Raw genomic sequence first — 23,480 nt, forward strand, 5'->3', positions numbered from 1 at the left:
CCAGGCGTATCGACTGTCCAATCGCGAACGTCTTTAGGAACGGGCCGACCACGTAGCGGTATGAGCGATCGCACAGGGGCCTGGTTCGAGGACGTCACGCGCCACGAGACGGCAGCGAGTGCGACCGCGATTCGATCGGGGTCACACGCAGAACCGGCCCCCTGGCCGGAGCTGGCCGTCGAATCGGGGGCGGCTTCGGACGAGGACGACTACTACGACTGGCTCCACGACGCGACCGTGGTAGCCACGGCAGACGCCGCCCAGGAACTCGAACGGGCCGACGATCGGCAACTCGTTCACGCCGTCCGTGCGATGGACGACTGTCGTCGAACGGCGAACGAACTCGCCGAACGACTCGCCGAGTGGGCCGGGACTGTCGACGACGATCCGGGGACAGGTGTCGCGTACGCTCGTCGTATCGTGGCCGACGAAACGGCGATCGAGGACGAGACGATCACGTCACTAGCCGAACGCGTCGTCGATCTCGAGGACGAAGCACTCGCGCTCGAAGAGCGCCTCGACAGAGTGGCTCCGACGGTGGCGCCGAACCTCGTCGCCCTCGCCGATCCGATCCTCGCCGCGCGATTGATCTCGCTTGCTGGCAGTCTGGAGGCGCTCGCGAAACAGCCGAGCGGGACGATCCAGGTCCTCGGCGCGGAGGACGCCCTCTTCGCGCACCTTCGCGGCCACGCGCCGTCGCCGAAGCACGGCGTCATCTACACGCACGAGGCCGTCCGCGGCACGGCGCCGGCGAACCGGGGCTCCGCGGCACGGGCCGTCGCCGGAAAGCTGGCGATCGCCGCCAGGGTAGATCACTACGCAGGAGACAGACGTCCCGAACTCGAACGCGAACTGGCCGCGCGGATCGAGACGATACAGGCTCGCGACGGTGCAACCGAGTCCACGGAGGCGGGCACCGATGACTGATCTCCCGAACGGCGTTGAACGACGCGAATTCGACGGTCGCGAACGGCTCGCGACGGAAGGTGAACCCGTCTACGGCGAACCGACCGACGGGACGTGGCGCGCCTGGGACCCCAACCGGTCCAAACTCGGCGCGATGTTCGAACTCGGATTCGAAACGGTATTCGACGGCGGGCCGGACGAACGCGTGCTCTACCTCGGGGCGGCGAGCGGGACGACCGTCGGCCACGTCGCCGACTTTTCGGGGCCGACGTACGCCGTCGAGTTCGCGCCGCGACCGGCCCGCGACCTCGTGTCGGTTGCCGAAAGCCGATCCAGACTCTTTCCCCTCCTCGCCGACGCGCGACTGCCAGAACAGTACGCCCACGTCGTCGAAGCGGACATCGACGTGATCGTCCAGGACGTCGCGACCCGCGGACAGGCGCGCGTCGCGATCGAAAACCGTCGGTTCCTCGCCGACGACGGGCGACTCGTGCTCGCCGTGAAGGCACGAAGTGAAGACGTCACCGCAGCGCCGACTGACGTCTTCGACCGCGTCCGTGACCAGCTGAGCGAGACGTACGAGATTCTCGAGGCTCGTCGGCTGGACGAGTTCCATACAGACCACCTCGGAATCGTCGCACGTCCTCGATAGCGTCATCTCCCAGTCAGTCACCGAACAGAGCCACGGGTCGATCTCCGTACCCCGAGCATCTTGTGAACGTTGACTGGGTTCACGCGGACGCTGGCTCTTCTGCTGGTTCCAAACCCTATTTACCGTCCCGTCAGTAAGATGTGTCCGATGGACCGCGGGTCGCCTTCGACGTTCGACACGATGGGGACGCTCGGCGTCGAGGAGGAGTGTTACGTCGTCGACGCGCAGGGACGGCCGACGAATGGGACGGACGAACTCGTGTACGAATCCGACCCGCCGGACGTACTAGAGGGACGACTCGATCACGAACTGTTCAAGTGTGTCATCGAAACGCAGACGCCGACGTTCGACGACCCCGACCGGACGGCAGACGTGCTCGAATCGATACGATCGGCACTGTGCGAACACGCGAACGACCACGGGTTCGCCATCGCCGCGGCCGGATTGCATCCGCTCGCGAAGTGGCGTGAACTCGAACACGCCGAGAAACCACGATACCAGGCCCAGCTCGATCGCATCCAGTATCCCCAGCACCGCAATACCACGGCCGGCGTCCACGTCCACGTCGGCGTCGACGATCCGGACAAGGCGATTTGGATCGCGAACGAGTTGCGCTGGTACGTCCCGATCATCCTCGCGCTGTCGGCGAATTCGCCGATCTGGAACGGATTCGATACCGGTCTCGCGTCGGCCCGGGCGAAGATTTTCGAGGCGCTCCCGAACACCGGCATGCCGACATTCTTCGAGGACTACGAGGCGTTCGATCGCTTCGAGCGGCGGATGGTCGAACGAGGTGCGATCGACGACCGCGGTGAACTCTGGTACGACGTCCGTCCCCACACTGGCCACGGCACCGTCGAGATCAGAACGCCGGACGGGCAGGCCGACCCAACCGTCATCAGCGCGTTCGTCGAGTACTGTCACGCACTCGTCTGCGAGCTCGCGGACGCGTACGACGATGGTGAGCGTGGCTACGCACACGTGCAGCGACGCGAACTGTTAGACGAGAACAAGTGGCGAGCCATGCGCCACGGCCACGAGGCGACGCTCATGACGCGCGATATGAACAACGAAATCGGCCTCGGTGAACTCGTGGACCGGGAGTGCGAACGCCTCGACGTCGACGGCCTCCGACGCGTCTACGAGGCCGATAGCGGCGCGGAACGACAGCGACAGATCCTCGCAAACGAGGACGTCGATGCCCTGTGTGCGTCGTTATTGCTCGACGAAAACGACCTGAGTGCCGTCTGAGCGAATCGATCTACAACAGCGTATCGAGCAAGCACGTGTAAAACGGTTATCTGACCGGTCCCACGACACAACACGTTCTTCGAGCCTGCCACCGTTCGACACGGTGGACGGCACCCATTCGAGCAGTCCCAGTCCGTGGTCGAATCGTCGTGAAGCGTCCACTCATCGTGGGGCTCGACTGGGGACCGTTCGGTCCATTCCTGTGCGCTGGGACCGACTCGGACGATTGAAATAGCCGTCGTCCCAATCCACGTGCGAAAGACCGTGGTCTCGAATACACGCACCGGCGGAACCGGAGGTACCGATCGATTCGGCCGATTCGGGGTGCCGGAGCTGGTGGTGACGACCCTCGCACTCGTGAGTGCGACGATTCTCCTTGGGATTGCGACGAAAGCCGCGGGCGCCGGGCTGGCCTGTGACGCGAACTGGCCGCTCTGTGACGGCGGGGTCCTGAACCTGTTTCCGGCGACGTTCCCGAGTTTCTTCGAGTGGATTCACCGGGTCGTCGCCGGTATCGCCGGCCTCTTCATCCTCGGGTCGGCGATCGTCGCCTGGCGAACGGACACCGATCGGGCCGTCGCGATCGCGCTGACGATTGGACTGGTCCTGACCCCCGTGCAGGTGGCACTCGGGGCCGGGACGGTCATCCTCTACGAGATCCCGATACTCAACTTGCACTTCTGGACGGCGATTGCCATCTTCTGTAGCTTCGGTATCGGCGCAATCCTGGTCTGGGAACACCGTATCCCGACGAAAGCGGTTCCGCAGGCCCTCGGACTGGCGACCGTGCTCGTTCCCCTGCAGGCCCTCCTCAGTCCGCTCGTTATTTCGTCGTACACGCAGGTGCTGCAGACCGCGCTGTACGCAGTGACACTCGTGTTCATTGGTTCGCTCCTCCTCGTTGCCATCGTCGGCCGCCGCCGGTTCGATGGATGGCTTTCAACCGTCCTCACAGCCACGCCAATACTCGGACTGCTCGTCGCGTACTTCGGGCGTGAATCCGTCATGGGATTCGACCCGGTCGTCGTGCTTGCCTACACGGTCATCACGATCCTCGCCGTACTGGTCTATGGGTGGCTGGGACTTCGAACGCGTTCGATCGGTGCTGCGAACTGAGTTCTGACCCACCTGGTTCGCTACAACTATTGGACCAGACCATCTGGTGTATCTGACGGAAATACTGACGTAGAACCACCGGAGAGGAGCTGTGTGTGTTTTACGCGGTAGAATACAATCGTAAAATGTAAAGTGTGGGATGTCGAAGATTCAGTCATGCGAACCCTGGACGAAACAGACCTCCAAATCGTCGCCCTCCTGCTCGAAGATGCCCGACGCCCGTACAACGACATCGCCGATCGGGTCGACGTCTCCGCCCCCACCGTCTCGGATCGAATCGATCGCCTCCAGCAACTCGGCGTGATCCAGGGGTTCACCGTCGACATCGACCGATCGTCGTTCGTCGACGGCATCGAGCTCCTGATCGACGTTCAGCTGTGTGCCGTACAGAATGGCTGTGTCACGGCCGATCTCGCCAGTGTCGACGGCATCGAACACGTGTTCATGACCTCAGACGCCCGACTGCTCGCCATCGGCACACTCGCGAGCGAACAGGTCGGGCCCTGTCTCCTCTCGGCACTCGAAGCCGACCAGATCGAATCCTACCGTGTCCACCTCGTCCAGGAACGAGACTGGAACCCCTCTCTCACCGAGGACTCGATCAGTCTAACCTGTCACACCTGCGGCGATACCGTGACCGAAAACGGACTCTCGCTTCGGTTCGATGGGAGCCTGTTCCACTTCTGTGGCCGAGAGTGCCGGACGGCGTTCGAAGACGAGCGGACACCGATAGCCGAGACGGCCTGAACGACGGCTCCCTCTGTCGACCCCGAAGCGTGCGATGGCCCCTTCCCCCAGGTAGCGACGCCGTGTCCGAAGCGTGACCGATCGATACCACGATCGTTTTCCGGACAGCCATCCTCCGCACGGCCGTGAAACACCTGAGCGACCGTCAGTCGAATCCGTTCGGCCTCAGGCCGCCGTTCGATCGAAGCGACGCCGACGCCAAGCCCGCCGTTCCCGGCTACGGCGATCCGAACGCCGATTTTCACGTCATCGGCGATCACCCGGGCCGCCACGGTGGGACCGCATCGGGCGTTCCGTTCGACACCGGTGACGACGAGTCGGGCGTCCGGTCACTCCTGCGAACACTCGGATTTCTCACCGGCGACCGACCGGATCCGGAACTCGACAACTGCTTTCTCAGCTACGTCCACATGTGCACCCTTCCGGACGACCGACCGCCGACACCCGAGGAGTACGCCCGCCTCGAGCGCTTCTTCGACGCGGAGTTACGGGCGATCAATGCCCACATCCTCGTATCCGTCGGCGAACAGGCGACCGCACAAGTCCTCGAAGCGTACACGACACAGCGATCGCGGGTCGACCTCGAGATGGCAACGCTCCACGCGACCGAACTTCGTGGCCGTGGGTTTCTCGTCGTTCCACTCGCCGATCCGCGCCACTGGGACGAGTCGCTGTTCGACGCTGCGCGCGACCGGCTGACGTCTATTCACGAATCGGATTATCGGCAGACGAAAGGTGTGGCGACGCTCGTCGGGTGACAACTGGTCCGTTCAGACGCCGAGTCGGCGACGGACGGCGAACCTGATCGGGAGGCCCATCGCACCGACGAGGGGTATCACGACGAAGACGAGCAACTCGATCGGGAGTGTGGTCAGTTCGAGCCAACCGGCCAGTAATCCCCACACGGGGGCAGCGACGGCGAGCAGGTACGCGTACGACGGCGACCAGCCGGGAAGGCGTCGCGAGTGATAGATAACGACGCCGTAGAGAAGGGGCAGGAGCAGCGCACTGGCCAGGAGCACACCACCGTAGAGGGCACTCACCGTCCCGAGGGCGACGGCGAGGACGATGGTCTCGTCGATGGTGATCGGTCCCAGGAGTTCACCGCGTGTCCGGTAGCGCCAGCCGACGAGAAGCCCGCAGATCGCCACGAACGTCCCGGAAAGCATCGCGAGCCACAGTCCACCGGCGACTGGCGGGGTGACGAGTTCCACGTGCTGCATGTACGTGAGTACTCGATCCAGTCCGTGGGTATCGCTCGTGAGTGCTCCCGAGATGGCGTCGATGTCCGTCCCGGCTGTCCGGACCGCATGCCAGAGGGACTCGATTGCGGCGGCGTTTTCGCGTCCGTACTGGGCGAGGCCGAAGACGTACAGTGCAGTACCGATCCAAAGCAGCGGACCGGCGAGATTCAACGAGTGCCACCACCGGAGGAAGCGTCTGACGGTGCCGCTCGAGGGAGCGCCGGACCCCCTGGCAGTGCCGTCGTCCGGCCCCCAGGTCGTTCCTGTCTCGGTTCGGGCGTGGCCACCGTCCGTCGTGCTCTTCGACGTGGCCCCCGACGCTGCACTTGTCGTCTTCCCCTGGGCACTCCACGAACCCGTTTCACTCGTGACGGTCGAGCCATCGTCGGCCTCCGACTCGTCGGCCGACGCGTCATCGGAGGGGGCGGACCACTTGTCGGGCGACGGCAACCCGGACGTGCGTTTGGCGACGTAATCGAGGTGGCCGAGTCGATCGTATGCGCGCCGCTCGACCGGATCGCCGAGCACGTCGTACGCCGTCTTGAGGGCAGTGAACTGCGCCCGAGCGCGCTCGTCGTCGTTCAGATCGGGGTGATAGATTCGTACCTGCTCTCGAAACGCAGCTTTGATCTCGTCCTGCGAGGCGTCGGGCGGAACGTCGAGAAGATCGTAGAAGTCTTCGGTCATGGCGTCACTCGACTGGTCGGTAGTAAGACATTCATATCCTCTCCGTATAATTCTGCTGTTCGGTCGTCGTCTGCCGATTCTCCTCGGCCCACCCGGTTTAGCGTTACGGCCGATTGATCAGACACAACCGATACTGATTATGGGGGATTCTCGTCGAGAAAGTCCCACATCGTCGTCTGTGCCGGATCTACCCGCTCCATAGGTGGACGGACAGGGCTCTTCCGATGTGCCCACCCCTCATCGGGTGTGACGCGCTCCGCGTCTGCCGACGAACCGAAGTCAGTCAGGGTGAGGAGAGTGGCATCGTCTGTAGTGGTCGACGAGCTCGTGTCTCCGGCCGTGCCGGGTGCGGCGACATCGTCGTCGGTCGTCTCGTCACTGGACGATCGGGAGGCACGCCCACCAGAGCCAGCAGGTAACGTGTCGAGTTCGTCCAGCGTCCGTTGCCCGGCAGCGTGCTCCCCAACCGGCTCTTCACTCGAGACCGACCCGGCAGTCGCATCGGACGGTGTCGAAGCGCGGTCATCAGGGGGTGACAAGGCTGGAGAATCAGGTGGTGAACCGGTTGCATCTTCCCACCCGTCGAGTTTTGCCTGGTCGGCGGCGCCGAACTCGAGATTCGCCACCTTGACACCGAGTTTGCGGACGCGATCGTCGGCGAACTCGGTGAAGAGGTCACGGGCGATGTCGACGACGAGGTCGACGTCGTCGATTGGACCGGAGAGTGACCGTTCGCGCGTGTTGACGTCGTACGGTGGCAAGACGGCTTTGACACCGACGGTGCGATAAAGGGCGCCTTCACGCGTGGCCCGATCGGCGACGGCCGCGGCGAGCGTCTCCAGCGTCTCTCGTTTCCGTTCCCAGTCTGTGACGGGAGAGGCGAACGCCGACTCTCGCGAGAAACTCTTCGGGAGCCCGCGCGGCGTGACCGGCCGGTCGTCTTCGCCCCGCGCGTACTCGACGAGTTCGCGGCCCCGTTCGCCGAACTGATCTTCGAGTTCCGTGGGATCCGTGTCGGCGACGTCACCTGCAGTTTCGAGCCCCATCGACCGCAGCTCTCGGGCGGTCACCGGGCCGACGCCGTGCAGTTCGGCGACGTCGAGCGGGGCGAGAAAGTCGCTGACGTCGCCGGGCTCGACGACGGTGAGACCGTCCGGTTTGTCGTGATCGCTCGCAATCTTGGCGGCGCTCATCGACGGCGCGACGCCGATACTGACGACGACGCCAACCTCGCGTTGGATCCGTTCTTTGACGTGCCTGGCGAAGCCCTCGGCGACCGCCCACTCGGTTCGGTCGGTGACGTCGAGATAGGCTTCGTCGATGCTCACCTCCCGCACGACGTCGGCGCTCTCGTGGAGGATTGCCTGGACGTCCTCGCTCACCGACTCGTAGTACTCGATGTCGACCGGCCGATAGAAACCCGTCTCCGACCGTTCGAGGGCGTCGTCTGAGTCGGCCTTGGCTCGTCTGGGCAAGCGCTCGACAGCCTGGCTGATCGCCATCGCACTCTCGACGCCGAACTCCCGGGCTTCGTAACTTGCCGTCGCGACGGCACCGATGGATTCACCAGGCTCGTAGCCCATCCCCACGACGACCGGTTCACCGCAAAGGGCCGGTTCACGGAGGCGTTCACAGGCGGCGTAGAAACAGTCCGCGTCGACGTGGAGAACGATCGACTTCTCTCCCCTCCCCGTCTCGACGCCCGGTAATCGAGCCTCGTCCGCCATTGGCGACACTCAGGAGTGAACAACCGTCAACGTTGCGACGGGGAATGGACGATTGACCGTTCGACCAGCCCGTGTCTCTGGTACCCTCCCTCGGCTGCCGGGAAAGGGCGTTTTTTGCCCCGCCGAGTGGCACGTTGTAGCATGGACTACGATCTGGATCGATTCACCTCTCGGCAATCGACGGTCCGCGCGAATCGGGGACTCGTCGCGACGAGTCAACCGCTCGCTGCACAGGCGGGGATCGATCTCCTCAAGAAGGGGGGAAATGCATTCGACGCCGCCGTTGCGACCGCCGCGGCGCTCAACGTCGTCGAACCGACCTCGACGGGACTCGGCGGTGACATCTTCGCTCTCTACCGAACCGCCGACGGCGACGTCGGGGCGATACGCTCTTGCGGTGGCGCACCCGCTGACGCGACGATCGATACCGTTCGGACGGCCGTCTCGGAGGCTGATCCGGACCAACGGTCGTCGTTTTACCCGGACGCTCGCGGGTACGCCGTCGACGATGTCTCCGATCCCGACGACGTCGAGATGCCGTTTCTCGGCCCACACGCCGTCACCGTCCCCGGAACGGCGCGCGGCTGGGAGGCGACGATCGACGCGTTCGGCGACAAATCCCTGGCCGACGCACTGCAACCAGCCATCCACTACGCGACGGCGGGGTATCCGGTCTCGGAAGTCATCTCCTACTACTGGCAGGGCGCCGAAGACCTCTTCACCGACGAGCATGCCCGCGAGGCCTACCTGTTCGACGGTGACGCGCCCGAGCCGGGTCAGACGGTCACTCTGCCTCGACTCGGCGACACCATGCAACGAATCGCCGACGAGGGGGCAGACGTCCTCTACGAGGGCGAGATCGCAGAGTCGATCGCGAGCGAGGTCCAGGACGCTGGCGGCTTCCTGACCGTCGACGATCTGGCCTCGTTCGAACCCGAATTCGTCGACCCCATCAGTACGACCTACAACGGGGCTGAGATCTTCGAACTTCCCCCGAACAATCAGGGCCTCATCGCCCTGGAAGCGCTCAACATCGCCGACGAAATCGGCGCCGGCGATCACCCCTACGAGTCGGCCGATCGTGTCCACGCGTTCGCCGAGGCGATGAAACTCGCGTTCGTGGACGGACACCACTACATCACCGATCCCGAGTACGAATCGATCCCGCCGCTCGGTTCGAAATCGTATGCCCGGACGCGCGCCGAAGCGATCGGCCAGGCTCCCATCGCGGATCCGGACATCGGCGTCCCGAACGCGAACGCCGAGGACGCCGACACCGTCCTCCTCACCGTCGGCGACGAGGCCGGTAACCTCGTCTCGTTCATCAATTCCCGGTTTGCCGGCTTCGGCTCCGGCCTCGTCGCGGGCGACACGGGAATCGCGCTCCAGAACCGGGGCGCGTCGTTCTCGCTCGATCCCGACCATCCGAACAGCCTGGAACCGGGCAAACGGCCGTTCCACACGCTCGTTCCAGCGCTCGCGAAGTTCGACGAAGACGACTGGGCCGCGTTCGGCGTCATGGGTGGCTACATGCAACCGCAGGGCCACGTACAGGTCGTTTCGAACGTGGTCGACTACGACATGGGCTTGCAGGAAGCGCTCGACGCACCACGCTGGCGCGTCCGCGAGGATGGCACGCTCGGCGTCGAAGAACGCCTGCCGAAGGCTGCGGCACTCGCCAGACGTGGCCACGACGTTCGCGTCCTGCCACCAGTTCAGTTCGGTGGCGCACAACTTGTTCGTCACCGTAATGGCAGCCTCGCCGGCGCCAGCGAGCCCAGAAAAGACGGACAGGCGATCGGCTTCTGACCGACGCGAACAGTCTCGATCCGGGCGCCGACACGGCCCTCAGGGCGCGTACTCGTCTTCGGTCAGTCGAACGACGACCGTCTCGGAGACGTCACGGAGATCGTACTCGGGAATCTCGCCGTCCGTTCGGCTGACGTACAGCGGTTCGACGAGACGGCCTCGATCTGCCGGTTCGTCCGGGCGGTCGGTCGCGCCGTCCGGGCCGGATGCCCCGCCGGCCGGCTCGTGGACGGTCTCCTCATCCGGCTGGTCGGTCGTCGTACCCACTAGATCGCCTCCAGTCAGTCCGTCCACCAGGTCCGGGTCGACGCCAGCCGGTGGCCCCTCGGCTCGCTCGCGTTCCCGTCGATCCTCGGGGAACTCGACGCCGTAGACCTTCAGGTACTCGCCCGTCTCGGTCGACGCAATCTCGTCGTTGCGCAGCGCACGAGCGAGCGGGCGCGAGAGCCACTCCGTCTCGCTGACGCTCGGATCCTGGACGAGGACCGTGTCGACGAACCGTACGACGTACCACTGTAGATCGTTGCACAGCGAGATCGCCGCACCGAGACTCACCGTATCGACGGCGATCGAATTCTCGAACGGCCGGTGAAGATCGTACGTCGACAGGGCGTCTCGAGACGTTTCTCGTGAGAGGAGCTCGTACCGCAACGTCACGTCCTCGTCGCCGACGAAACAGACCCGGGTCACGTTCACAGCGTACGGGGGAGCAGTATTGGTGGTTTCGGCTTGGCGCTCACTTCTCGCCTGGCGCTGTTACGATCAGACTCATCGCCCATGGTCGCGGCGATCGAGTATCTACTCGCGGAGTGAAACGAGCGTCGCGTCGGCCGCGGCCGCGTCGGCGCGCTCGAACAGATCGGTGGGTTCGACTGCCAGAAGCGGATCGATTCGACCGTTGGTCTCTACGCGGTCGGGCGCAATTCGATTGCACCCGGCCGGGATCGTCGAGTCGTGATAGGTACCGATCTCGCGGGCGCGTTCGACGATCTCCTGTTTGTCCATCGTGAGCAGCGGCCGGTGGATGGGGAGGTCGGTCGCCCGGCTGGTAACCGCCAGATTCTGGGCAGTCTGGCTCGACTTCTGGCCCAGGGCCTCGCCCGTGACGATCCCCTGTGCGCCGGTGTCCGCGGCAATCGTTTCGGCGATACGATAGAAAAAGCGACGGAGCGACAGCATGCGTCCCTGTTCCATGGTCTCGGCGAGGTGGGAGACGGTCTCGCCACCGGGGACACGGTAGACCGAGAGGTCGTGGTCGGGAGCGAACGACGCCAGCGTGCGAACGGTCTCGACGGCGCGCGCTTCGTGATCCGGCCCGCCGTACTCGCCCAGATCGACGTAGACCGGAATCACGGGACTGCCACGTCGCATCAGTTCGTAGGCCGCGACCGGCGAATCGATCCCGCCGCTCACCAGCGCGACCATAGGCGCCTGTGAGCCAAGCGGAAGGCCGCCGGGGCCGGCGACGGAGTCAGTGTAGATGTAAGCCGTCTCGCTGCGGACCTCGACACCGAACGTGTGGTCCGGATCGTCGAGATCGACGGTTGGTTCGAACGACGATTCGACCGCCTCCCAGATCGCCGTCCCGCCAGCCTCCGCGACGGCCTGACTGGTGAACGGAAGGTTCTTGTCCGCGCGTCGCGCGTCGACGGCGAAACTCCCACCGTCGTAGACCGCCGGTGCGATGTTCGCGAGCGTGTCCGTGATCACCGAAAGCTCCGGCTCCACCGTCAGACACGGACTCGCAGAGACGACACCGAACGCGTCGGTCGCAGCGTCAACCGCCGCGTCGATGGTCGCTTCGGTCGTCTCGATCCGTGGCCGGTTCCACACGCGGACCACGGTACCCGGAACCGATCGATCCGCCACGAGCGCCTCCAGGTGCTCGACGAGCAGCCCCTCCATGTAGCGCTTGACGGACGTGCTCTTGGTATTGAGATCGCCATGACGGACGAGCACGGTGTCGGCTCCCGGCGGATGCATGGCTCCCGATAGCTGCTCGGCCATATAAGGGGGTTGTTATCGCGACCGGGACCCGAGCCACGGCGAAAGAGCGCCAACCGACGGGTCCGTGACGGCAGCGAGCGAACAGACTGAGAATGCGCTATCAGACTTGGAACGTGCTACCTGATCGAGAACGTTCGATCCGCCTTAGAACGTGGTCAGTTCGCCCTCGATCACGCGGCGCGTGAGATCGGTGACGGCGCCCAGCTCGCGGTCGACGATCGCGGTGACCTCGTCTTCGACAGCCTCGATCGATACGCCGTCCTCGGTGACGACGTGGACGTCGGCGACGTGAGGGTGATCGATCGGCCGGCCGATCTGGCTCAGTAGACGGACACGGAGGTCGCGGACGCCGTCGACCTCGGCGACCGTCGCCTGTGCGATCTGCGTCGAGAGCAGGTTGTAGATCTTCCCGATGTGATTGACGGGGTTCTTCCCGCTCGTCGCCTCCATCGACATCGATCGGTTCGGGGTGATGAGGCCGTTCGCCCGGTTCCCTCGACCGACGGACCCGTCGTCACCCTGCTCCGCGGAGGTGCCTGTCACCGTCAGGTAGATCGAGCCGGCGTCGTAGTCGTCGGCCGTGTTGACGTGAACGCGAACCGTTCGATCGGTGTGTTCGGCGGCCACGTCGGCGACGAACGCCCGGACATCCTCGACGGCGTCGCGGTAGGCGTCCATGTCCTGGATGTGCTCGTCGATCATCGCGGCGGCGACCGTCACGTCGATCTCGTCGCCCTCGCGCTTGCCCATGATCTTCACGTCGGTGCCAAGTTCCGGATGGTCGGCGGAGTACGGACCGTTGAGTCGGCGCTCGGCCTCACGAACGATCTCTTCGGTCTCCGAGAGCGGCGCGTGGCCGACACCGTAGCTCGTGTCGTTGGCCATCGGGACGCTGACGTCGTCCTCACCGAAGACAGACTGCAGATCACCACTCCCCTCGCCGAGTTTGACGTCGACGACGATGTCCTCGCCGAACGTGAGTTCAGGGATCGTTTCGGCCAGATACTCGCGCGCTGCTCGCAGGGCGATCGCTTCAGTCGGGATCGTCTGGCCGTCATAGTGTTTCGTGGCCCGACCGACGATCAGCAAGTAGATCGGGTCGACGACTTCCCCGCCGCCGAAGGCAGGCGCCGCCTCGCCAGCGACGAGCTGTGTCTCGTCCGTGTTGAAGTGAAGCACCGTTCCGACACGGTCGAGATACGTCTGCGCGAGCGCCTGCGAGACGTGTTCGGCGATGCCGTCACAGATCGAGTCCGGATGGCCGATGCCCTTTCGTTCGACGATTTCGATCTCCTGATCGTTTACCGCTCGTCGCTCGAACGGTTCGACGCGGATGTTCCGATCGGTCATTGAGGTCGAATTACGCCGGCCCGGTCCTATAACTTGCGAAAATGAATACCGCTCCCCGCATTACTCCGAGTGGGTTCGATCGAACGGCGTCACGATGGTTTAGTGACCATTATCACGAGATTCAATCGAGCAACGTCGCGGCGGGTCAGTCGATCCACCCCAGGTCGGTTTAGCCGATCCACGTCACGCGGAGTCGTTCGACTTGTCCAGAAGGAGACCGAGATAGGACGTCCGGACCTGATCGTCAGGATCGAGACCGAGGTGCTCTACTACCTCGAATGCCCCGCGACGGACGGCGTCGACGTCCCCCTCACTCGTCTCCTGTTCCACTTCCACGTACTGGCCCACACCCTCGACGTCGTCGAGTGTCACGGTGTAGCCGTCAAGCGCGTACATACGTCGGTCCTTCCGGACGGTGGCGGCTTCGGTAAACCCGAGGCGGTCGAGAATCCCCTCGATCGCCGACTCGTCCCCGACTGACGTCTCGAACTCCTCTCTCGTCTTCGAATCCTCGTCGACGAGTGGCCCCTTATAGGTCACCTTCACCTGCTCGTCGCCCCCGTCCCGTTCGCGCCGAATGCGAAGCGCCTCGTCCGTTTCGGCGAACGTCCGATGGGGCGCGTCGTAGTACACGTCAACTTGGGTCACCGATCGACGCAGGTTGGCCTCCACCCGCTCGAGACGCTCTCGAACACGCTCGTGATCGGCAGGTACCTTCACCTCGACCTCGTACATACGTACCCGCACGACTGTCGACGGGAAGAATCGGTCGTTTCGTCCTCGACACCGACCGAGCCGAGGCCAATGTCCGTCCCAACGTTCCGGTCCCGAATCGATCGCCTCCCGAGGCGTGCCCAGGCGGTCGACCCCGCGACAAAACGTCGTCCTTAAATGTGGACGGGGAAACGTACAACGTATGACCGATGAAGCTGAGTCCGAGGCTGAGACCCCGGTAGATGACGCAGACACGGAAACGGCCGACACAGACGAGTCTACGCCCGAGAGTGGGTTACAGGACGGCGACTTTATCGAGATCGCCTACACCGCCCGCACGGTCGAGGACGACCAGCTCGTCGACACGACCGACCAGGAGGTCGCCGAAGAAGAAGGCGTCGCGGATCAGGGTCGAGAGTTCAATCCGCGGACGATCGTCGTCGGCGAGGGACACATCTTCGAGAGCGTCGAGGACGCGATTCGCGGCAGCGAAGTCGGCGACAGCGGAACCGTGACCGTCCCCGCCGAAGAGGCCTTCGGCGAGTACGACCCGGACGACGTCGAGACCGTCAGTGCCGAGAAGATCGGCGAAGACGACCGCTATCCCGGCGCACAAATCGAACTCGACGGTCGCCAGGGCTTCCTCGAGACGATCGTCGGCGGCCGCGCCCGCGTCGACTTCAACCACCCGCTCGCGGGTGAGGATGTCGAGTACGATTACGAGGTGCTCGACGAAGTCGAGGATCGCCTCCAGCAGGCGGCTGGCCTCTTCGAGATGTACATCGACGTCGAGCCCGAGGTCCACATCGAGACCGACGAAGTCGAAGAGGAGGTTCTCGTCGAGCCCGACGAAGACGAGGAAGACGAAGATGCCGAACCCGAGTACGAGACCGAAGTCGTCGAGAAGGAGACGCTGTACGTCGAGTCCACGCCACAGCTGACGATGAACCAGCAGTGGATGTTCTCCAAACAGCAGATCGCCCAGGACGTCATCGACAAGGTCGGCGTCGACCGCGTCATCGTGCAGGACATCATCGACGGCAGCGGCGGCATGGGCATGCCGGGCATGATGGGCGGCATGGGTGGCATGGGCGGCGGTGAAGATGGCCTCGAAGACGCGCTCGAAGACGCTGACGTCGACGCAGACGAACTCGTCGAAGAACTCGAAGCCGACGACGAGTAAGAGCGTCCGTTCAATTCTCCCGCTCTCTCAGTAGTCCGTAGCGGCGGAAACAGTGTCGATAATCCGGCGAAATAGCGACCGACTCACAGCGTGCCGATTCGATCGAACCGATACACCGCTCTTCAGGCGATGTCGCGGCTCGTGTCGATCGCCATCTGTTCGGCCATCTCCAGTTTGATCCGTTCGGTTGGCGCGCCGCCGGCTCTGAACTTCGGGATCGTGAGGAAGTTCTCTAGCTCCGCCGCCCCGATATTCGTCTCCAGATCGAAGACGGCGTCAGCCATGTGGAGCGTCGCCGACCGGTTGGTCGGGATCGTCTCGCGTTTCAGGCAGTGGAGGACGGCGATACTTCCCGTTTCGAGCATCTGGCTCTTGAGTTCGTTCAGGAAGACGCGATAATCGTCGATTCCCGTCTCTTCCAGGACGTCCATCGTATCGATGATCAGATTCGCGCCGTCCGGGAGCGCACCGACGAGCCGACGGGCATCGGTGATCGGATCGTCGCCAGTGATCTGTCTGATCGTCGGACTCCCGACGCGTGCCTGTGAGGCGTCGAGGCAGTGACGAATCGCGTCGTCGGATCGCTCCGTCGAAATGTATAGCGTGCCACGAGCGGCCGTCAGTTCGTAGAGGAGCAGTTCCGATTGGCTGGCTGGCGAAGCCGTGTAGGCGACGATACACCCCGGTGGTAACCCACCATCGAGCTTCCTGTCGAGAACGTCGATACCGGTTTCTAACCGCCCAGCCATGTACCTGTGGAGAATTGCGCTACAGCGGTGATAACTCTTTGCCTTCTCCCGGTATCCGTCCTGATTCGCGACGGAACGGGTACGAGGCGGTCGACCGCTCGACAGAACCGGTTGGTTCCTGTGACTGTCGGCCAGCGCCGCGTCTCGGATGGGGAGATTGAAGGGGACCCCCCACGCAGATGGGGTAGATGCGACACGGCAATATTCTCACGAGTAAACAACTATCCCGCGAGGATATCGAAACCGTCCTCGACCGTGCAAGCGAACTGGATGGGGACGGATCGGCACTCGCAGGGGAGTACAGCGACACGCTGCTCGGCCTGCTGTTCTTCGAACCGAGTACGCGGACGAAGATGAGTTTCGAGACGGCGATGAAGCGTCTCGGTGGCGACGTCGTCGATATGGGTGCCGTCGACTCCTCCAGTATCACGAAGGGAGAAAGCCTGGCCGATACCGTTCGCGTCATCGAAGGCTACACCGACGCCATCGTGTTGCGCCACCCGAGACAGGGTGCGGCAAAACTGGCGAGTGAGTACGTCGACGTTCCGGTCATCAACGCCGGAGACGGCGCGGGCCACCACCCGACACAGACGCTCCTCGATCTGTACACGATCAGGGAAACGGCGGGGCTGGACGACCTGACTATCGGGATCATGGGCGACCTGAAGTACGGACGGACCGTCCACTCACTCGCATACGCCCTCTCGAACTTCGGTACTCGACAGCACTTCATCAGTCCCGAGAGTCTACAACTCCCACGAGAGGTCGTCTTCGACCTCCACCAGGAAGGCGCGTCCCTGAAAGAACACGAGTCGCTCGATCCGGTGTTGGCCGAACTGGACGTCCTCTACGTCACCAGGATTCAGCGAGAACGCTTCCCCGACGAGAACGAGTACCAGAAGGTCGCAGGCGAGTACTGCATCACCGCCGAGACGCTCGACGCTGCCAGCGACGATCTGACCGTGATGCACCCGCTCCCGCGAGTCGACGAAATCGCGCCGGACGTCGACGCGACGGAGCACGCGACGTACTTCGAACAGGCCCACAACGGCGTCCCGGTTCGTATGGCGCTGTTAGACCTCCTGCTGGGTGAGGACGATGAGTGAGAACCACAAGCTCCGCGTGAGCAAGATCCGAAACGGTACCGTCATCGACCACGTCCACGCCGGACAGGCGTTGAACGTCCTGGCAATTCTCGGAATCGACGGTTCCGACGGCGAGGAAGTATCCGTCGGGATGAACGTCCCGTCGGATCGACTCGCGACGAAGGACATCGTGAAAGTTGAAGGGCGCGAATTGAGCCAGGACGAAGTCGATGTCCTCTCGCTGATCGCACCCGAGGCGACGATCAACATCGTTCGCGAGTACGACGTCGTCGAGAAACACCGGGTCGAACGACCGGACACCGTCGAGGGGATCCTCTCGTGCCCCAACGCCGGGTGTATCACTGCAGCGGACGAACCGGTCACCTCACGCTTCGACGTGCTCGCCGACGGGGTCCGATGCGTCTACTGTGAACGGATCGTTCGCGACGAGATCGCGTCACTTATCGAACCCTAATTTCTCATCGAATATATTTCTCCAAAAGAGTTAATAAGGAGCGCAACCTAGCTATCGTGTATGTCTCGAACGATGAAGTTCGCGCTCGCGCTGGTCGCTATCGTCGTCGTCTGGAAGCTCTACAGCAGTGTCACCCCCGACACCGTCGAGTACGAACCAGACCCGCAGGCGGAAACGGCCTGATTCGGCACAGTCAATCGAAAACGACCGGTTTCCCCACTTACCGGACCGGTGAACGAACGCCTTAACACGCAGCGGACGAAGGGCGACGCATGGTCGGCGTCGTCACTCGAAACGAATCTGAGGTCGCGTGGAACGAGTTCGATCGCGCATTTTACGAGGTTAAGGACGTAACCGGCCGGTCAGCCGAGCCGCTCGCGAGTGCCGTGAACATGGTGTCCTGTTTCGGTGACAACGCCGCCGCCGACGCCGAGCCGTCGCTCGTCGCAGTCGACGACGAGGGGAATCGGGCGACTCGCGAGCAACCGTACTTCGACTGGGCCGCTATTTGCCCGTCGCGAACCGAGTACAGGGACGGACTGCTGGAGATCATCGACGACTGCGTCGACGCGAACGAGGACGTCCGACTCGACGACGTGGGGTTCCCACGCGGTGAATACTGTCACTGCTCAGTCTGTCGAGAACGGTTCCAGGAGAGCGACATCGACGACTGGGGTGCGTGGCGATCGGACGTCATCACGTCGTTCGTCGCCGAGGCGACGGCGCGAATCCCCGGTCGGGTGTACCTCACGCTCTACCCTGACCCCTATCCGGGCCACCTCTACGAGCGCTCCGGGCTGGATCTGGAAGCGATCGAACCGGACGTCGACGAGTTCGTCGTCCCGCTGTACGATACGGCCTACGAAACCACGTACTGGCTCGAGTCACTCGCGAAAGGGTTCGATAGTGCCCTCGAAACGCCGTTCAGCATCGAACTCTACGCAGTCGACGTCGATATCGACGCACTCGCCCGCGCAGCGTCGGTCGCCGAGGCGTACGCGAACGACGTCTACTTCGGGTACGACGCGAGCAACGGACGCGCCACCGTCCGACGAATGCGAGCGGACGACCGGGAGGGCGAAACGTTCGGGGCGCCGGACTCCTGAGTATCGAGAGTTACTGGGCCAACGCGACAGTTCTCTTGCCCGAAATCAGTCCTGATCAGTGTCCGTATCCGAATCTCGATCGCGGAGTTCGCGATCCGTGTCGGAGTCCGAATCGCTATCGGAATTCCCCTGATCAGAATCGCTGTCGAGATCGGCCAGCCCCGCGTCCATATCACTGTCCTGGTCGCCCCGACCGGTGTCCCGGTCTCGGTCGTGAATATCCCGGTCGGCATCGGTTAGTTCGTCGTCTGTCCCACCGGTTCGATCCCCGTCGCCGACGGCAGGGTCCATCGCTTCGCCTTCGTCCCGGCTGCGCTCAGGTGACGAACTACGACCCCGCCCCGCTCGGTCGGGCTCTGAAAATTCCGGCCCGGCGCCCGCTGAGTCGTCCATCGACCGGTCGGCTGGTTCGTCCAGCCCATCGGACTCGCCAACGCGACCGGTGGCGTCACGGTCAGGGATGGTGCTCTCGTCGTCACCGGCAGCCCCCGTCCCACTCAGCCCTGTAGCCTCGTCGTCGTGCCCTTGCGTATCACTCCGACCCGCGCTGCCGTCCCGTCGGTCGGCTGGTGTGTCCGTCGATCCCATCTCTGTACTCGACACGCCCCTGTCGTGTCCAGCCTCACGACCAGTGTCCATCGCACCACCGGATACTGTCTCGTCGTGTAGGTCGCCGCTGAGTCGTATCTCGTCGCCAGTGACACGTTCGACCGATTCCTCCTGCAATGGATACGCGTTTTCGCCGGTCCCTTCCCACCCGAGTGCAGCCTTGATGCTGTCTGTAACTCCCGGATCGGGTGTGACGTGGGCCGTCCCGTGCTCGACGGCCGTCACCATCCCGATCTCCTCACCACTCGCGTTCACGACGGACTTTCCGACGTCGTCCTCTCCGAATGCTGTGCACATGACAGCACCACGCACGCCAGCCGCCGGGTAGCCGGTGGTGCTTGCACATCACGGCCATCACCGGTCGGACTCCTCATACGAACGACTGTGGGTCTCGCCGCTACGGGTGGTGTTCACCACTCAGGTTAGTCGCAGGAAAACGAGCCGGGCGCGGCCGGTAGGAAGGATTGCAAGTTGACCGATGCCCTCGTCCAATCGAGCATGGACCCACTACCGGTGTCAGAGATTTGGCTGTCGGTAGTTACGTAACCTGGACGAACTCCGCGGCGCCACTCTGCTCGACGGTAATGCGGTAGCCGCTGTACGTGAATTCGACAGTTATCTGTGCCGCTGGTGATGGCGGATTCGAATACAGCTTCGATATCACCCCGTCGATACAGTTGTAGGTCGGTGTCAATTCGTCCGGTTGTTTCCCCTCGAGCTCAGCGACAACTTCCGCAATCGCAACAGCCGGCTCCGCTCTGTCTGTGTTCAATTCTCGGTGGACGATTTCGTCGTCGTGGGCTTGTGTCATAGTATCTCGCTAGTTTGGCGTCGTGGACAGAACAGGTGTGGCCGAGTTTCTGTGCTCAATCGCCCGCGGCGGGCGGAGCATGGCCGTCGATACGTGCCGCCTGGTCGATGAACTGGCTGAGACCATTTATGCCGTCGAACTCGATCGATTGACCATCCTGACCGAACGTGATGAGGCCAGCATCAGCGAGTTTCGGGAGGTGCATATGACGGAGTTGCACCTCGATGGTCGTACTACTGATGTTTCTACTCTCCTCAGATTGACCAGCGTCCCAGTTGGCGAGTGAAGCAGTCAGCGTGTCGAAGTCCACGGTCTCGGACTCCCGGGTCAGGTGATACAAGACGTAGCGCCGGTACGGATGCCTCAACAGGGAAAAGATCTCGTTCATCTCTGATTTTGTTCGTGCTTCCATCACCCCATAGTCTGGGCCGAACACCCTTAACCTCTTTTTAGTGATAAGTTTATATATTTGATAATACAAACCAGGAGAGGCATTTACTTGACTTTCCCAAGCACAATGGAGGGGACAGTCATGCCAAATTCAGTACGAGTCGGGACTCCGACAATTACGATCCCTCCCGACCGTGACTACTCCTCGGACGAACCGATTTCCTCGGCCGCATCAGAATCCTCACCGGCAAACTTCTGATGGAAGTGATTCCATGGCTGGATGTGTTCTTCCGCCAGAATGTTGCTACTCACGATTCGGAGGCCGAGCGCGTCTAACTGGTCGGTACTCTCCTCAACCTCAGAGGTCGATTCGGCGACGACCTCCACGTGGAGGTTTTCCTCGCCGGACAGCATTTCGCGGACGTTGACGACACCCCTAACTTCGAGGGCTTCCTCGGCCATCTCCGACCGGCGAGAGAGGTCCGTCGAGCAGATGAACAACACTTGCATCGGATACCCCGCCTGCTCGTAGTCGAGTTCCGGATTGTAGCCGGTGATAATACCCTGCTCCTCCAGTTGCGTGATTCGGTTGTGGATGGTCGTTCCGGTAACGTCCGTTTCATCAGCGATGTCCGTATCGGAGGCCCCGCGGGCGTCCAACTGTAACAGGTGCAGGATGCGCCTGTCGAGATTGTCGAGTGGGTCGTTTTCCATATCGTCAGGTACGCCGGCGAACCAATTGATTCATTCGTCACTACTGGACCCAGCCGTCTCTGAAAGCAAAGGCGGTCGGTGGTTCCTTTCTCCCCTTTTCACACGTTGTTACGGTGCACTTTACCTCGTATTCTGCATCCGAATCCCTCGAATCGTCTACTGGCCCTAATTGGTAGATACAGGCAGTTCAGCCGCCACCGATCTGACCTGTAATCCGTCGTTCAGAAAACGGGCCGGGCGCGATTTGAACACACGGTCGGACGTGCTCACTCCGTTGCGCCCGACCTCCCTGCATTCAAATCGCTGGTGGCCGCTTTGCTCGTCACGTCCGTTCCTCGCAAAAACGGGCCGGGCGCGATTTGAACACGCGACCGTCTGATTAAGAGTCAGACGCTCTGCCTAACTGAGCTACCGGCCCTACGCCAACGACTTTCCGCCGGGTATTGAAATACATTTCCCTTGGGCGGTCGCGTGTGAAGGATCACCAGACTGGCCCAGGTCGAGCCAACGAAACGATGATGAAAGAGAGTAGGGAATGGGAAATCTCGACAGCCAGTCGAACTGACACAGGATCTCGACACTCACTGATTTCGAAAGATCGATTCTACGACCACAATCGGCCGAATGCGGTGCTGACGGGCGGTGTCGGACGCTCCGGGAGGGTTAAGTGTAGCGACCCCGACCACACGCCCAATGAACTCGGGGGCATCCATCTCCTCGACGTCGAGTTACGCCATACTCGGCTGTGGGAGCGTGGGGTATGCGGTCGCGGAGGAACTCGTCGAGCAGGGGAAAGACGTCCGGATCATCGACCAGGACGAGAGCCGGGTCGAATCGCTCAGAGACCAGGATCTGGACGCACGAGTCGCCGACATCAGCGAGCCGGAGATCGTCGAACTGATCGAGGACCGCGACGTCGTCCTGATCCTCGCCTCCGACGTGGAGTCGAACGAGGCTGCCGTCGAGCACGTCCGAAGCACCGACACCGAACAGTTCGTCATCGCCCGTGCGAGCGACCCCGTTTCCGGTGACGAACTCGCCGAGCTCGGCGCCGACGTCGTGATCAACCCCTCCGCAGTGATCGCGGATTCGGCCCTTCGTGCCCTCGAATCAGGCGAACTCGAACACAACGCCCAGACGCTCGCCTCGATCATCGACGAGACGACGGATCGGCTCGCCATCGTCACGAAGAACAATCCGGATCCGGACTCGATCGCGAGCGCTGCCGCGTTGCAGGCTATCGCCGAGAACCGGGACGTCGACTCCGACATCATCTACTTCGGAGACCTGGGCCACCAGGAGAATCGAGCGTTCGTGAATCTGCTCGGAATCGAGTTACACCTCTGGGAAGACGTCGCCGACGAGACGCCGTACGATACCGTCGCCCTCGTCGATCACACCGGCCAGCCCGGCATCGACCGCCCGATCGACATCGTGATCGACCACCACGACGCCGACACGGAAGCCGACCCGACGTTCGCCGACGTCAGACCGAGCATGACCTCGACGTCGACGATCATGACGAAGTACATCCAGGAGTTCGACCTGAACGTCTCCGAGGAGGTCGCCACGGCACTCCTGTACGGTATCAGGGCCGAGACGCTCGACTTCAAACGCGACACGACTCCGGCCGACCTCACCGCCGCCGCGTACCTCTATCCGTTCGCGAATCACGACACCCTGGAGCAGGTGGAATCACCGTCCATGTCGCCCGAGACGCTGGACGTGCTCGCGGAGGCGATCGCGAATCGTGACGTCCAAGGGAGTCATCTGGTCTCGAACGCCGGGTTCGTCCGCGACAGAGAAGCGCTGTCACAGGCGGCGAACCACCTCCTCAATCTCGAGGGTGTGACCACGACGGCCGTGTTCGGTGTCGCCGAAGAGACGATCTTCCTCTCGGCTCGATCGAAAGATATCCGGATCAACATCGGGAAAGTCCTCACCGATGCCTACGGTGAAATCGGCGAGGTCGCCGGCCACTCCACGCAGTCGAGTGCCGAGATTCCACTCGGTATCTTTACCGGGATCGAAATCACCGACGGGACCAGAGAGACACTCCTCGAACTGACAGAAGAGGCCGTCAAACAGACGCTCTTCGACGCGATGGGCGTCGAGGGATCCGAAGGATCGAACGGAAACTAGAGCCCG

General features: G+C 62.9%; 24 protein-coding genes and 1 tRNA gene. 13 read left to right on the forward strand and 12 right to left on the reverse strand.

From position 1 onward, the window contains the following. Window positions 1–60 precede the first annotated feature (60 nt). The 6 genes from C479_RS01460 (at window position 61) to C479_RS01485 (ending at window position 5,430) form a co-directional block, all read left to right on the forward strand. Window positions 61–927: an NOP5/NOP56 family protein gene (locus C479_RS01460; RefSeq protein ID WP_007696757.1), complete on the forward strand. Its 867-nt coding sequence runs from the start codon at window positions 61–63 to the stop codon at window positions 925–927. Beyond that, window positions 920–1,558: a fibrillarin-like rRNA/tRNA 2'-O-methyltransferase gene (locus tag C479_RS01465; protein WP_007696760.1), complete on the forward strand. Its 639-nt coding sequence runs from the start codon at window positions 920–922 to the stop codon at window positions 1,556–1,558. Before C479_RS01460 ends, C479_RS01465 begins: the two co-directional genes overlap by 8 nt. A gap of 147 nt (window positions 1,559–1,705) precedes the next feature. Further along, complete coding sequence (locus C479_RS01470) at window positions 1,706–2,809, forward strand: glutamate--cysteine ligase (protein ID WP_007696772.1); 1,104 nt, start codon at window positions 1,706–1,708, stop codon at window positions 2,807–2,809. Window positions 2,810–3,148: 339 nt separating this feature from the next. Then, the gene (locus C479_RS01475) at window positions 3,149–3,925 is read left to right on the forward strand and encodes a COX15/CtaA family protein (protein WP_241430147.1); all 777 of its coding nucleotides are present in this window, start codon (window positions 3,149–3,151) and stop codon (window positions 3,923–3,925) included. Between the two features lie 156 nt (window positions 3,926–4,081). Beyond that, window positions 4,082–4,672, forward strand: coding sequence for an AsnC family transcriptional regulator (locus C479_RS01480; RefSeq protein ID WP_007696774.1), 591 nt, complete (start codon window positions 4,082–4,084; stop codon window positions 4,670–4,672). A gap of 125 nt (window positions 4,673–4,797) precedes the next feature. Next, the gene (locus C479_RS01485) at window positions 4,798–5,430 is read left to right on the forward strand and encodes a uracil-DNA glycosylase family protein (protein WP_007696775.1); all 633 of its coding nucleotides are present in this window, start codon (window positions 4,798–4,800) and stop codon (window positions 5,428–5,430) included. Between the two features lie 12 nt (window positions 5,431–5,442). Here the strand turns inward: C479_RS01485 and C479_RS01490 are convergent, their stop codons facing one another. After that, window positions 5,443–6,603: a J domain-containing protein gene (locus C479_RS01490; RefSeq protein ID WP_007696776.1), complete on the reverse strand. Its 1,161-nt coding sequence runs from the start codon at window positions 6,601–6,603 to the stop codon at window positions 5,443–5,445. Window positions 6,604–6,740: 137 nt separating this feature from the next. Further along, on the reverse strand, window positions 6,741–8,330 hold the full coding sequence (gene dinB, locus C479_RS01495) for a DNA polymerase IV (RefSeq protein ID WP_007696777.1): 1,590 nt from the start codon (window positions 8,328–8,330) through the stop codon (window positions 6,741–6,743). A 141-nt stretch (window positions 8,331–8,471) separates the two neighbouring features. Between dinB and C479_RS01500 the strand changes: the two genes are divergently transcribed. Next, window positions 8,472–10,139, forward strand: coding sequence for a gamma-glutamyltransferase family protein (locus C479_RS01500; protein WP_007696778.1), 1,668 nt, complete (start codon window positions 8,472–8,474; stop codon window positions 10,137–10,139). Between the two features lie 39 nt (window positions 10,140–10,178). Here C479_RS01500 and C479_RS01505 read toward each other — a convergent pair whose 3' ends face one another. The 4 genes from C479_RS01505 to cyaB form a co-directional block, all read right to left on the reverse strand. Then, window positions 10,179–10,829, reverse strand: a complete 651-nt coding sequence (locus C479_RS01505) for a DUF5804 family protein (protein WP_049907039.1) — start codon at window positions 10,827–10,829, stop codon at window positions 10,179–10,181. A gap of 108 nt (window positions 10,830–10,937) precedes the next feature. Continuing rightward, entirely contained in the window at window positions 10,938–12,122 is a 1,185-nt protein-coding gene (locus C479_RS01510; RefSeq protein WP_007696784.1) for a tRNA sulfurtransferase, read from the reverse strand. Window positions 12,123–12,290: 168 nt separating this feature from the next. After that, window positions 12,291–13,496 carry a methionine adenosyltransferase gene (locus tag C479_RS01515; RefSeq protein WP_007696786.1) on the reverse strand — a complete coding sequence of 402 codons (1,206 nt, stop codon included), beginning with the start codon at window positions 13,494–13,496 and terminating at the stop codon, window positions 12,291–12,293. 183 nt (window positions 13,497–13,679) lie between these two features. Continuing rightward, window positions 13,680–14,231: a class IV adenylate cyclase gene (gene cyaB, locus C479_RS01520; protein WP_007696788.1), complete on the reverse strand. Its 552-nt coding sequence runs from the start codon at window positions 14,229–14,231 to the stop codon at window positions 13,680–13,682. Window positions 14,232–14,412: 181 nt separating this feature from the next. On the opposite strand from cyaB, the gene C479_RS01525 reads away from it, so the two are divergent. After that, window positions 14,413–15,393: an FKBP-type peptidyl-prolyl cis-trans isomerase gene (locus tag C479_RS01525; protein ID WP_007696790.1), complete on the forward strand. Its 981-nt coding sequence runs from the start codon at window positions 14,413–14,415 to the stop codon at window positions 15,391–15,393. A gap of 122 nt (window positions 15,394–15,515) precedes the next feature. Here the strand turns inward: C479_RS01525 and C479_RS01530 are convergent, their stop codons facing one another. Then, on the reverse strand, window positions 15,516–16,142 hold the full coding sequence (locus C479_RS01530) for an RAD55 family ATPase (protein WP_007696792.1): 627 nt from the start codon (window positions 16,140–16,142) through the stop codon (window positions 15,516–15,518). 188 nt (window positions 16,143–16,330) lie between these two features. Between C479_RS01530 and pyrB the strand changes: the two genes are divergently transcribed. The 4 genes from pyrB to C479_RS01545 all read left to right on the forward strand — a co-directional run bounded on the left by pyrB (window position 16,331) and on the right by C479_RS01545 (window position 18,808). Then, the gene (gene pyrB, locus C479_RS01535; protein WP_007696793.1) at window positions 16,331–17,248 is read left to right on the forward strand and encodes an aspartate carbamoyltransferase; all 918 of its coding nucleotides are present in this window, start codon (window positions 16,331–16,333) and stop codon (window positions 17,246–17,248) included. Continuing rightward, window positions 17,241–17,702, forward strand: a complete 462-nt coding sequence (gene pyrI / locus C479_RS01540; RefSeq protein WP_007696796.1) for an aspartate carbamoyltransferase regulatory subunit — start codon at window positions 17,241–17,243, stop codon at window positions 17,700–17,702. Before pyrB ends, pyrI begins: the two co-directional genes overlap by 8 nt. Before the next feature lie 60 nt (window positions 17,703–17,762). Further along, entirely contained in the window at window positions 17,763–17,885 is a 123-nt protein-coding gene (locus C479_RS16875; RefSeq protein ID WP_015300667.1) for a hypothetical protein, read from the forward strand. An 89-nt stretch (window positions 17,886–17,974) separates the two neighbouring features. Further along, window positions 17,975–18,808, forward strand: coding sequence for a hypothetical protein (locus C479_RS01545; RefSeq protein ID WP_007696800.1), 834 nt, complete (start codon window positions 17,975–17,977; stop codon window positions 18,806–18,808). A 45-nt stretch (window positions 18,809–18,853) separates the two neighbouring features. Here C479_RS01545 and C479_RS01550 read toward each other — a convergent pair whose 3' ends face one another. From C479_RS01550 to C479_RS01570, 5 genes are all read right to left on the reverse strand, one after another. After that, window positions 18,854–19,714 (reverse strand): hypothetical protein, encoded by an 861-nt coding sequence (locus C479_RS01550; RefSeq protein WP_007696809.1) that lies wholly within the window; start codon window positions 19,712–19,714, stop codon window positions 18,854–18,856. 241 nt (window positions 19,715–19,955) lie between these two features. Further along, window positions 19,956–20,228, reverse strand: a complete 273-nt coding sequence (locus C479_RS01555) for a HalOD1 output domain-containing protein (RefSeq protein ID WP_007696812.1) — start codon at window positions 20,226–20,228, stop codon at window positions 19,956–19,958. A 55-nt stretch (window positions 20,229–20,283) separates the two neighbouring features. Continuing rightward, window positions 20,284–20,640, reverse strand: coding sequence for a DUF7344 domain-containing protein (locus tag C479_RS01560; RefSeq protein WP_049907006.1), 357 nt, complete (start codon window positions 20,638–20,640; stop codon window positions 20,284–20,286). A gap of 176 nt (window positions 20,641–20,816) precedes the next feature. Then, window positions 20,817–21,332, reverse strand: coding sequence for an Lrp/AsnC family transcriptional regulator (locus C479_RS01565; protein WP_007696820.1), 516 nt, complete (start codon window positions 21,330–21,332; stop codon window positions 20,817–20,819). Window positions 21,333–21,676: 344 nt separating this feature from the next. Beyond that, window positions 21,677–21,750, reverse strand: a tRNA-Lys gene (locus C479_RS01570). Window positions 21,751–22,025: 275 nt separating this feature from the next. On the opposite strand from C479_RS01570, the gene C479_RS01575 reads away from it, so the two are divergent. Next, window positions 22,026–23,474, forward strand: a complete 1,449-nt coding sequence (locus C479_RS01575) for a DHH family phosphoesterase (protein ID WP_007696823.1) — start codon at window positions 22,026–22,028, stop codon at window positions 23,472–23,474. Window positions 23,475–23,480: the final 6 nt, after the last annotated feature.

The organism is Halovivax asiaticus JCM 14624 (assembly GCF_000337515.1).
Lineage (GTDB): Archaea > Halobacteriota > Halobacteria > Halobacteriales > Natrialbaceae > Halovivax > Halovivax asiaticus.

Coding starts and splice junctions, on each gene's coding strand:
- C479_RS01500 (WP_007696778.1), top strand. CDS start 8,472: ATGGACTACGATCTGGATCGATTCACCTCTCGGCAATCGACGGTCCGC.
- C479_RS01470 (WP_007696772.1), top strand. CDS start 1,706: ATGGACCGCGGGTCGCCTTCGACGTTCGACACGATGGGGACGCTCGGC.
- dinB (WP_007696777.1), bottom strand. CDS start 8,330: ATGGCGGACGAGGCTCGATTACCGGGCGTCGAGACGGGGAGGGGAGAG.
- C479_RS01555 (WP_007696812.1), bottom strand. CDS start 20,228: ATGACACAAGCCCACGACGACGAAATCGTCCACCGAGAATTGAACACA.
- pyrI (WP_007696796.1), top strand. CDS start 17,241: ATGAGTGAGAACCACAAGCTCCGCGTGAGCAAGATCCGAAACGGTACC.
- C479_RS01575 (WP_007696823.1), top strand. CDS start 22,026: ATGAACTCGGGGGCATCCATCTCCTCGACGTCGAGTTACGCCATACTC.
- C479_RS01515 (WP_007696786.1), bottom strand. CDS start 13,496: ATGACCGATCGGAACATCCGCGTCGAACCGTTCGAGCGACGAGCGGTA.
- C479_RS01465 (WP_007696760.1), top strand. CDS start 920: ATGACTGATCTCCCGAACGGCGTTGAACGACGCGAATTCGACGGTCGC.
- C479_RS01510 (WP_007696784.1), bottom strand. CDS start 12,122: ATGCATCCGCCGGGAGCCGACACCGTGCTCGTCCGTCATGGCGATCTC.
- pyrB (WP_007696793.1), top strand. CDS start 16,331: ATGCGACACGGCAATATTCTCACGAGTAAACAACTATCCCGCGAGGAT.
- C479_RS01530 (WP_007696792.1), bottom strand. CDS start 16,142: ATGGCTGGGCGGTTAGAAACCGGTATCGACGTTCTCGACAGGAAGCTC.
- C479_RS01525 (WP_007696790.1), top strand. CDS start 14,413: ATGACCGATGAAGCTGAGTCCGAGGCTGAGACCCCGGTAGATGACGCA.
- C479_RS01565 (WP_007696820.1), bottom strand. CDS start 21,332: ATGGAAAACGACCCACTCGACAATCTCGACAGGCGCATCCTGCACCTG.
- cyaB (WP_007696788.1), bottom strand. CDS start 14,231: ATGTACGAGGTCGAGGTGAAGGTACCTGCCGATCACGAGCGTGTTCGA.
- C479_RS01545 (WP_007696800.1), top strand. CDS start 17,975: ATGGTCGGCGTCGTCACTCGAAACGAATCTGAGGTCGCGTGGAACGAG.
- C479_RS01480 (WP_007696774.1), top strand. CDS start 4,082: ATGCGAACCCTGGACGAAACAGACCTCCAAATCGTCGCCCTCCTGCTC.
- C479_RS01490 (WP_007696776.1), bottom strand. CDS start 6,603: ATGACCGAAGACTTCTACGATCTTCTCGACGTTCCGCCCGACGCCTCG.
- C479_RS16875 (WP_015300667.1), top strand. CDS start 17,763: ATGTCTCGAACGATGAAGTTCGCGCTCGCGCTGGTCGCTATCGTCGTC.
- C479_RS01560 (WP_049907006.1), bottom strand. CDS start 20,640: ATGGAAGCACGAACAAAATCAGAGATGAACGAGATCTTTTCCCTGTTG.
- C479_RS01460 (WP_007696757.1), top strand. CDS start 61: ATGAGCGATCGCACAGGGGCCTGGTTCGAGGACGTCACGCGCCACGAG.
- C479_RS01550 (WP_007696809.1), bottom strand. CDS start 19,714: ATGTGCACAGCATTCGGAGAGGACGACGTCGGAAAGTCCGTCGTGAAC.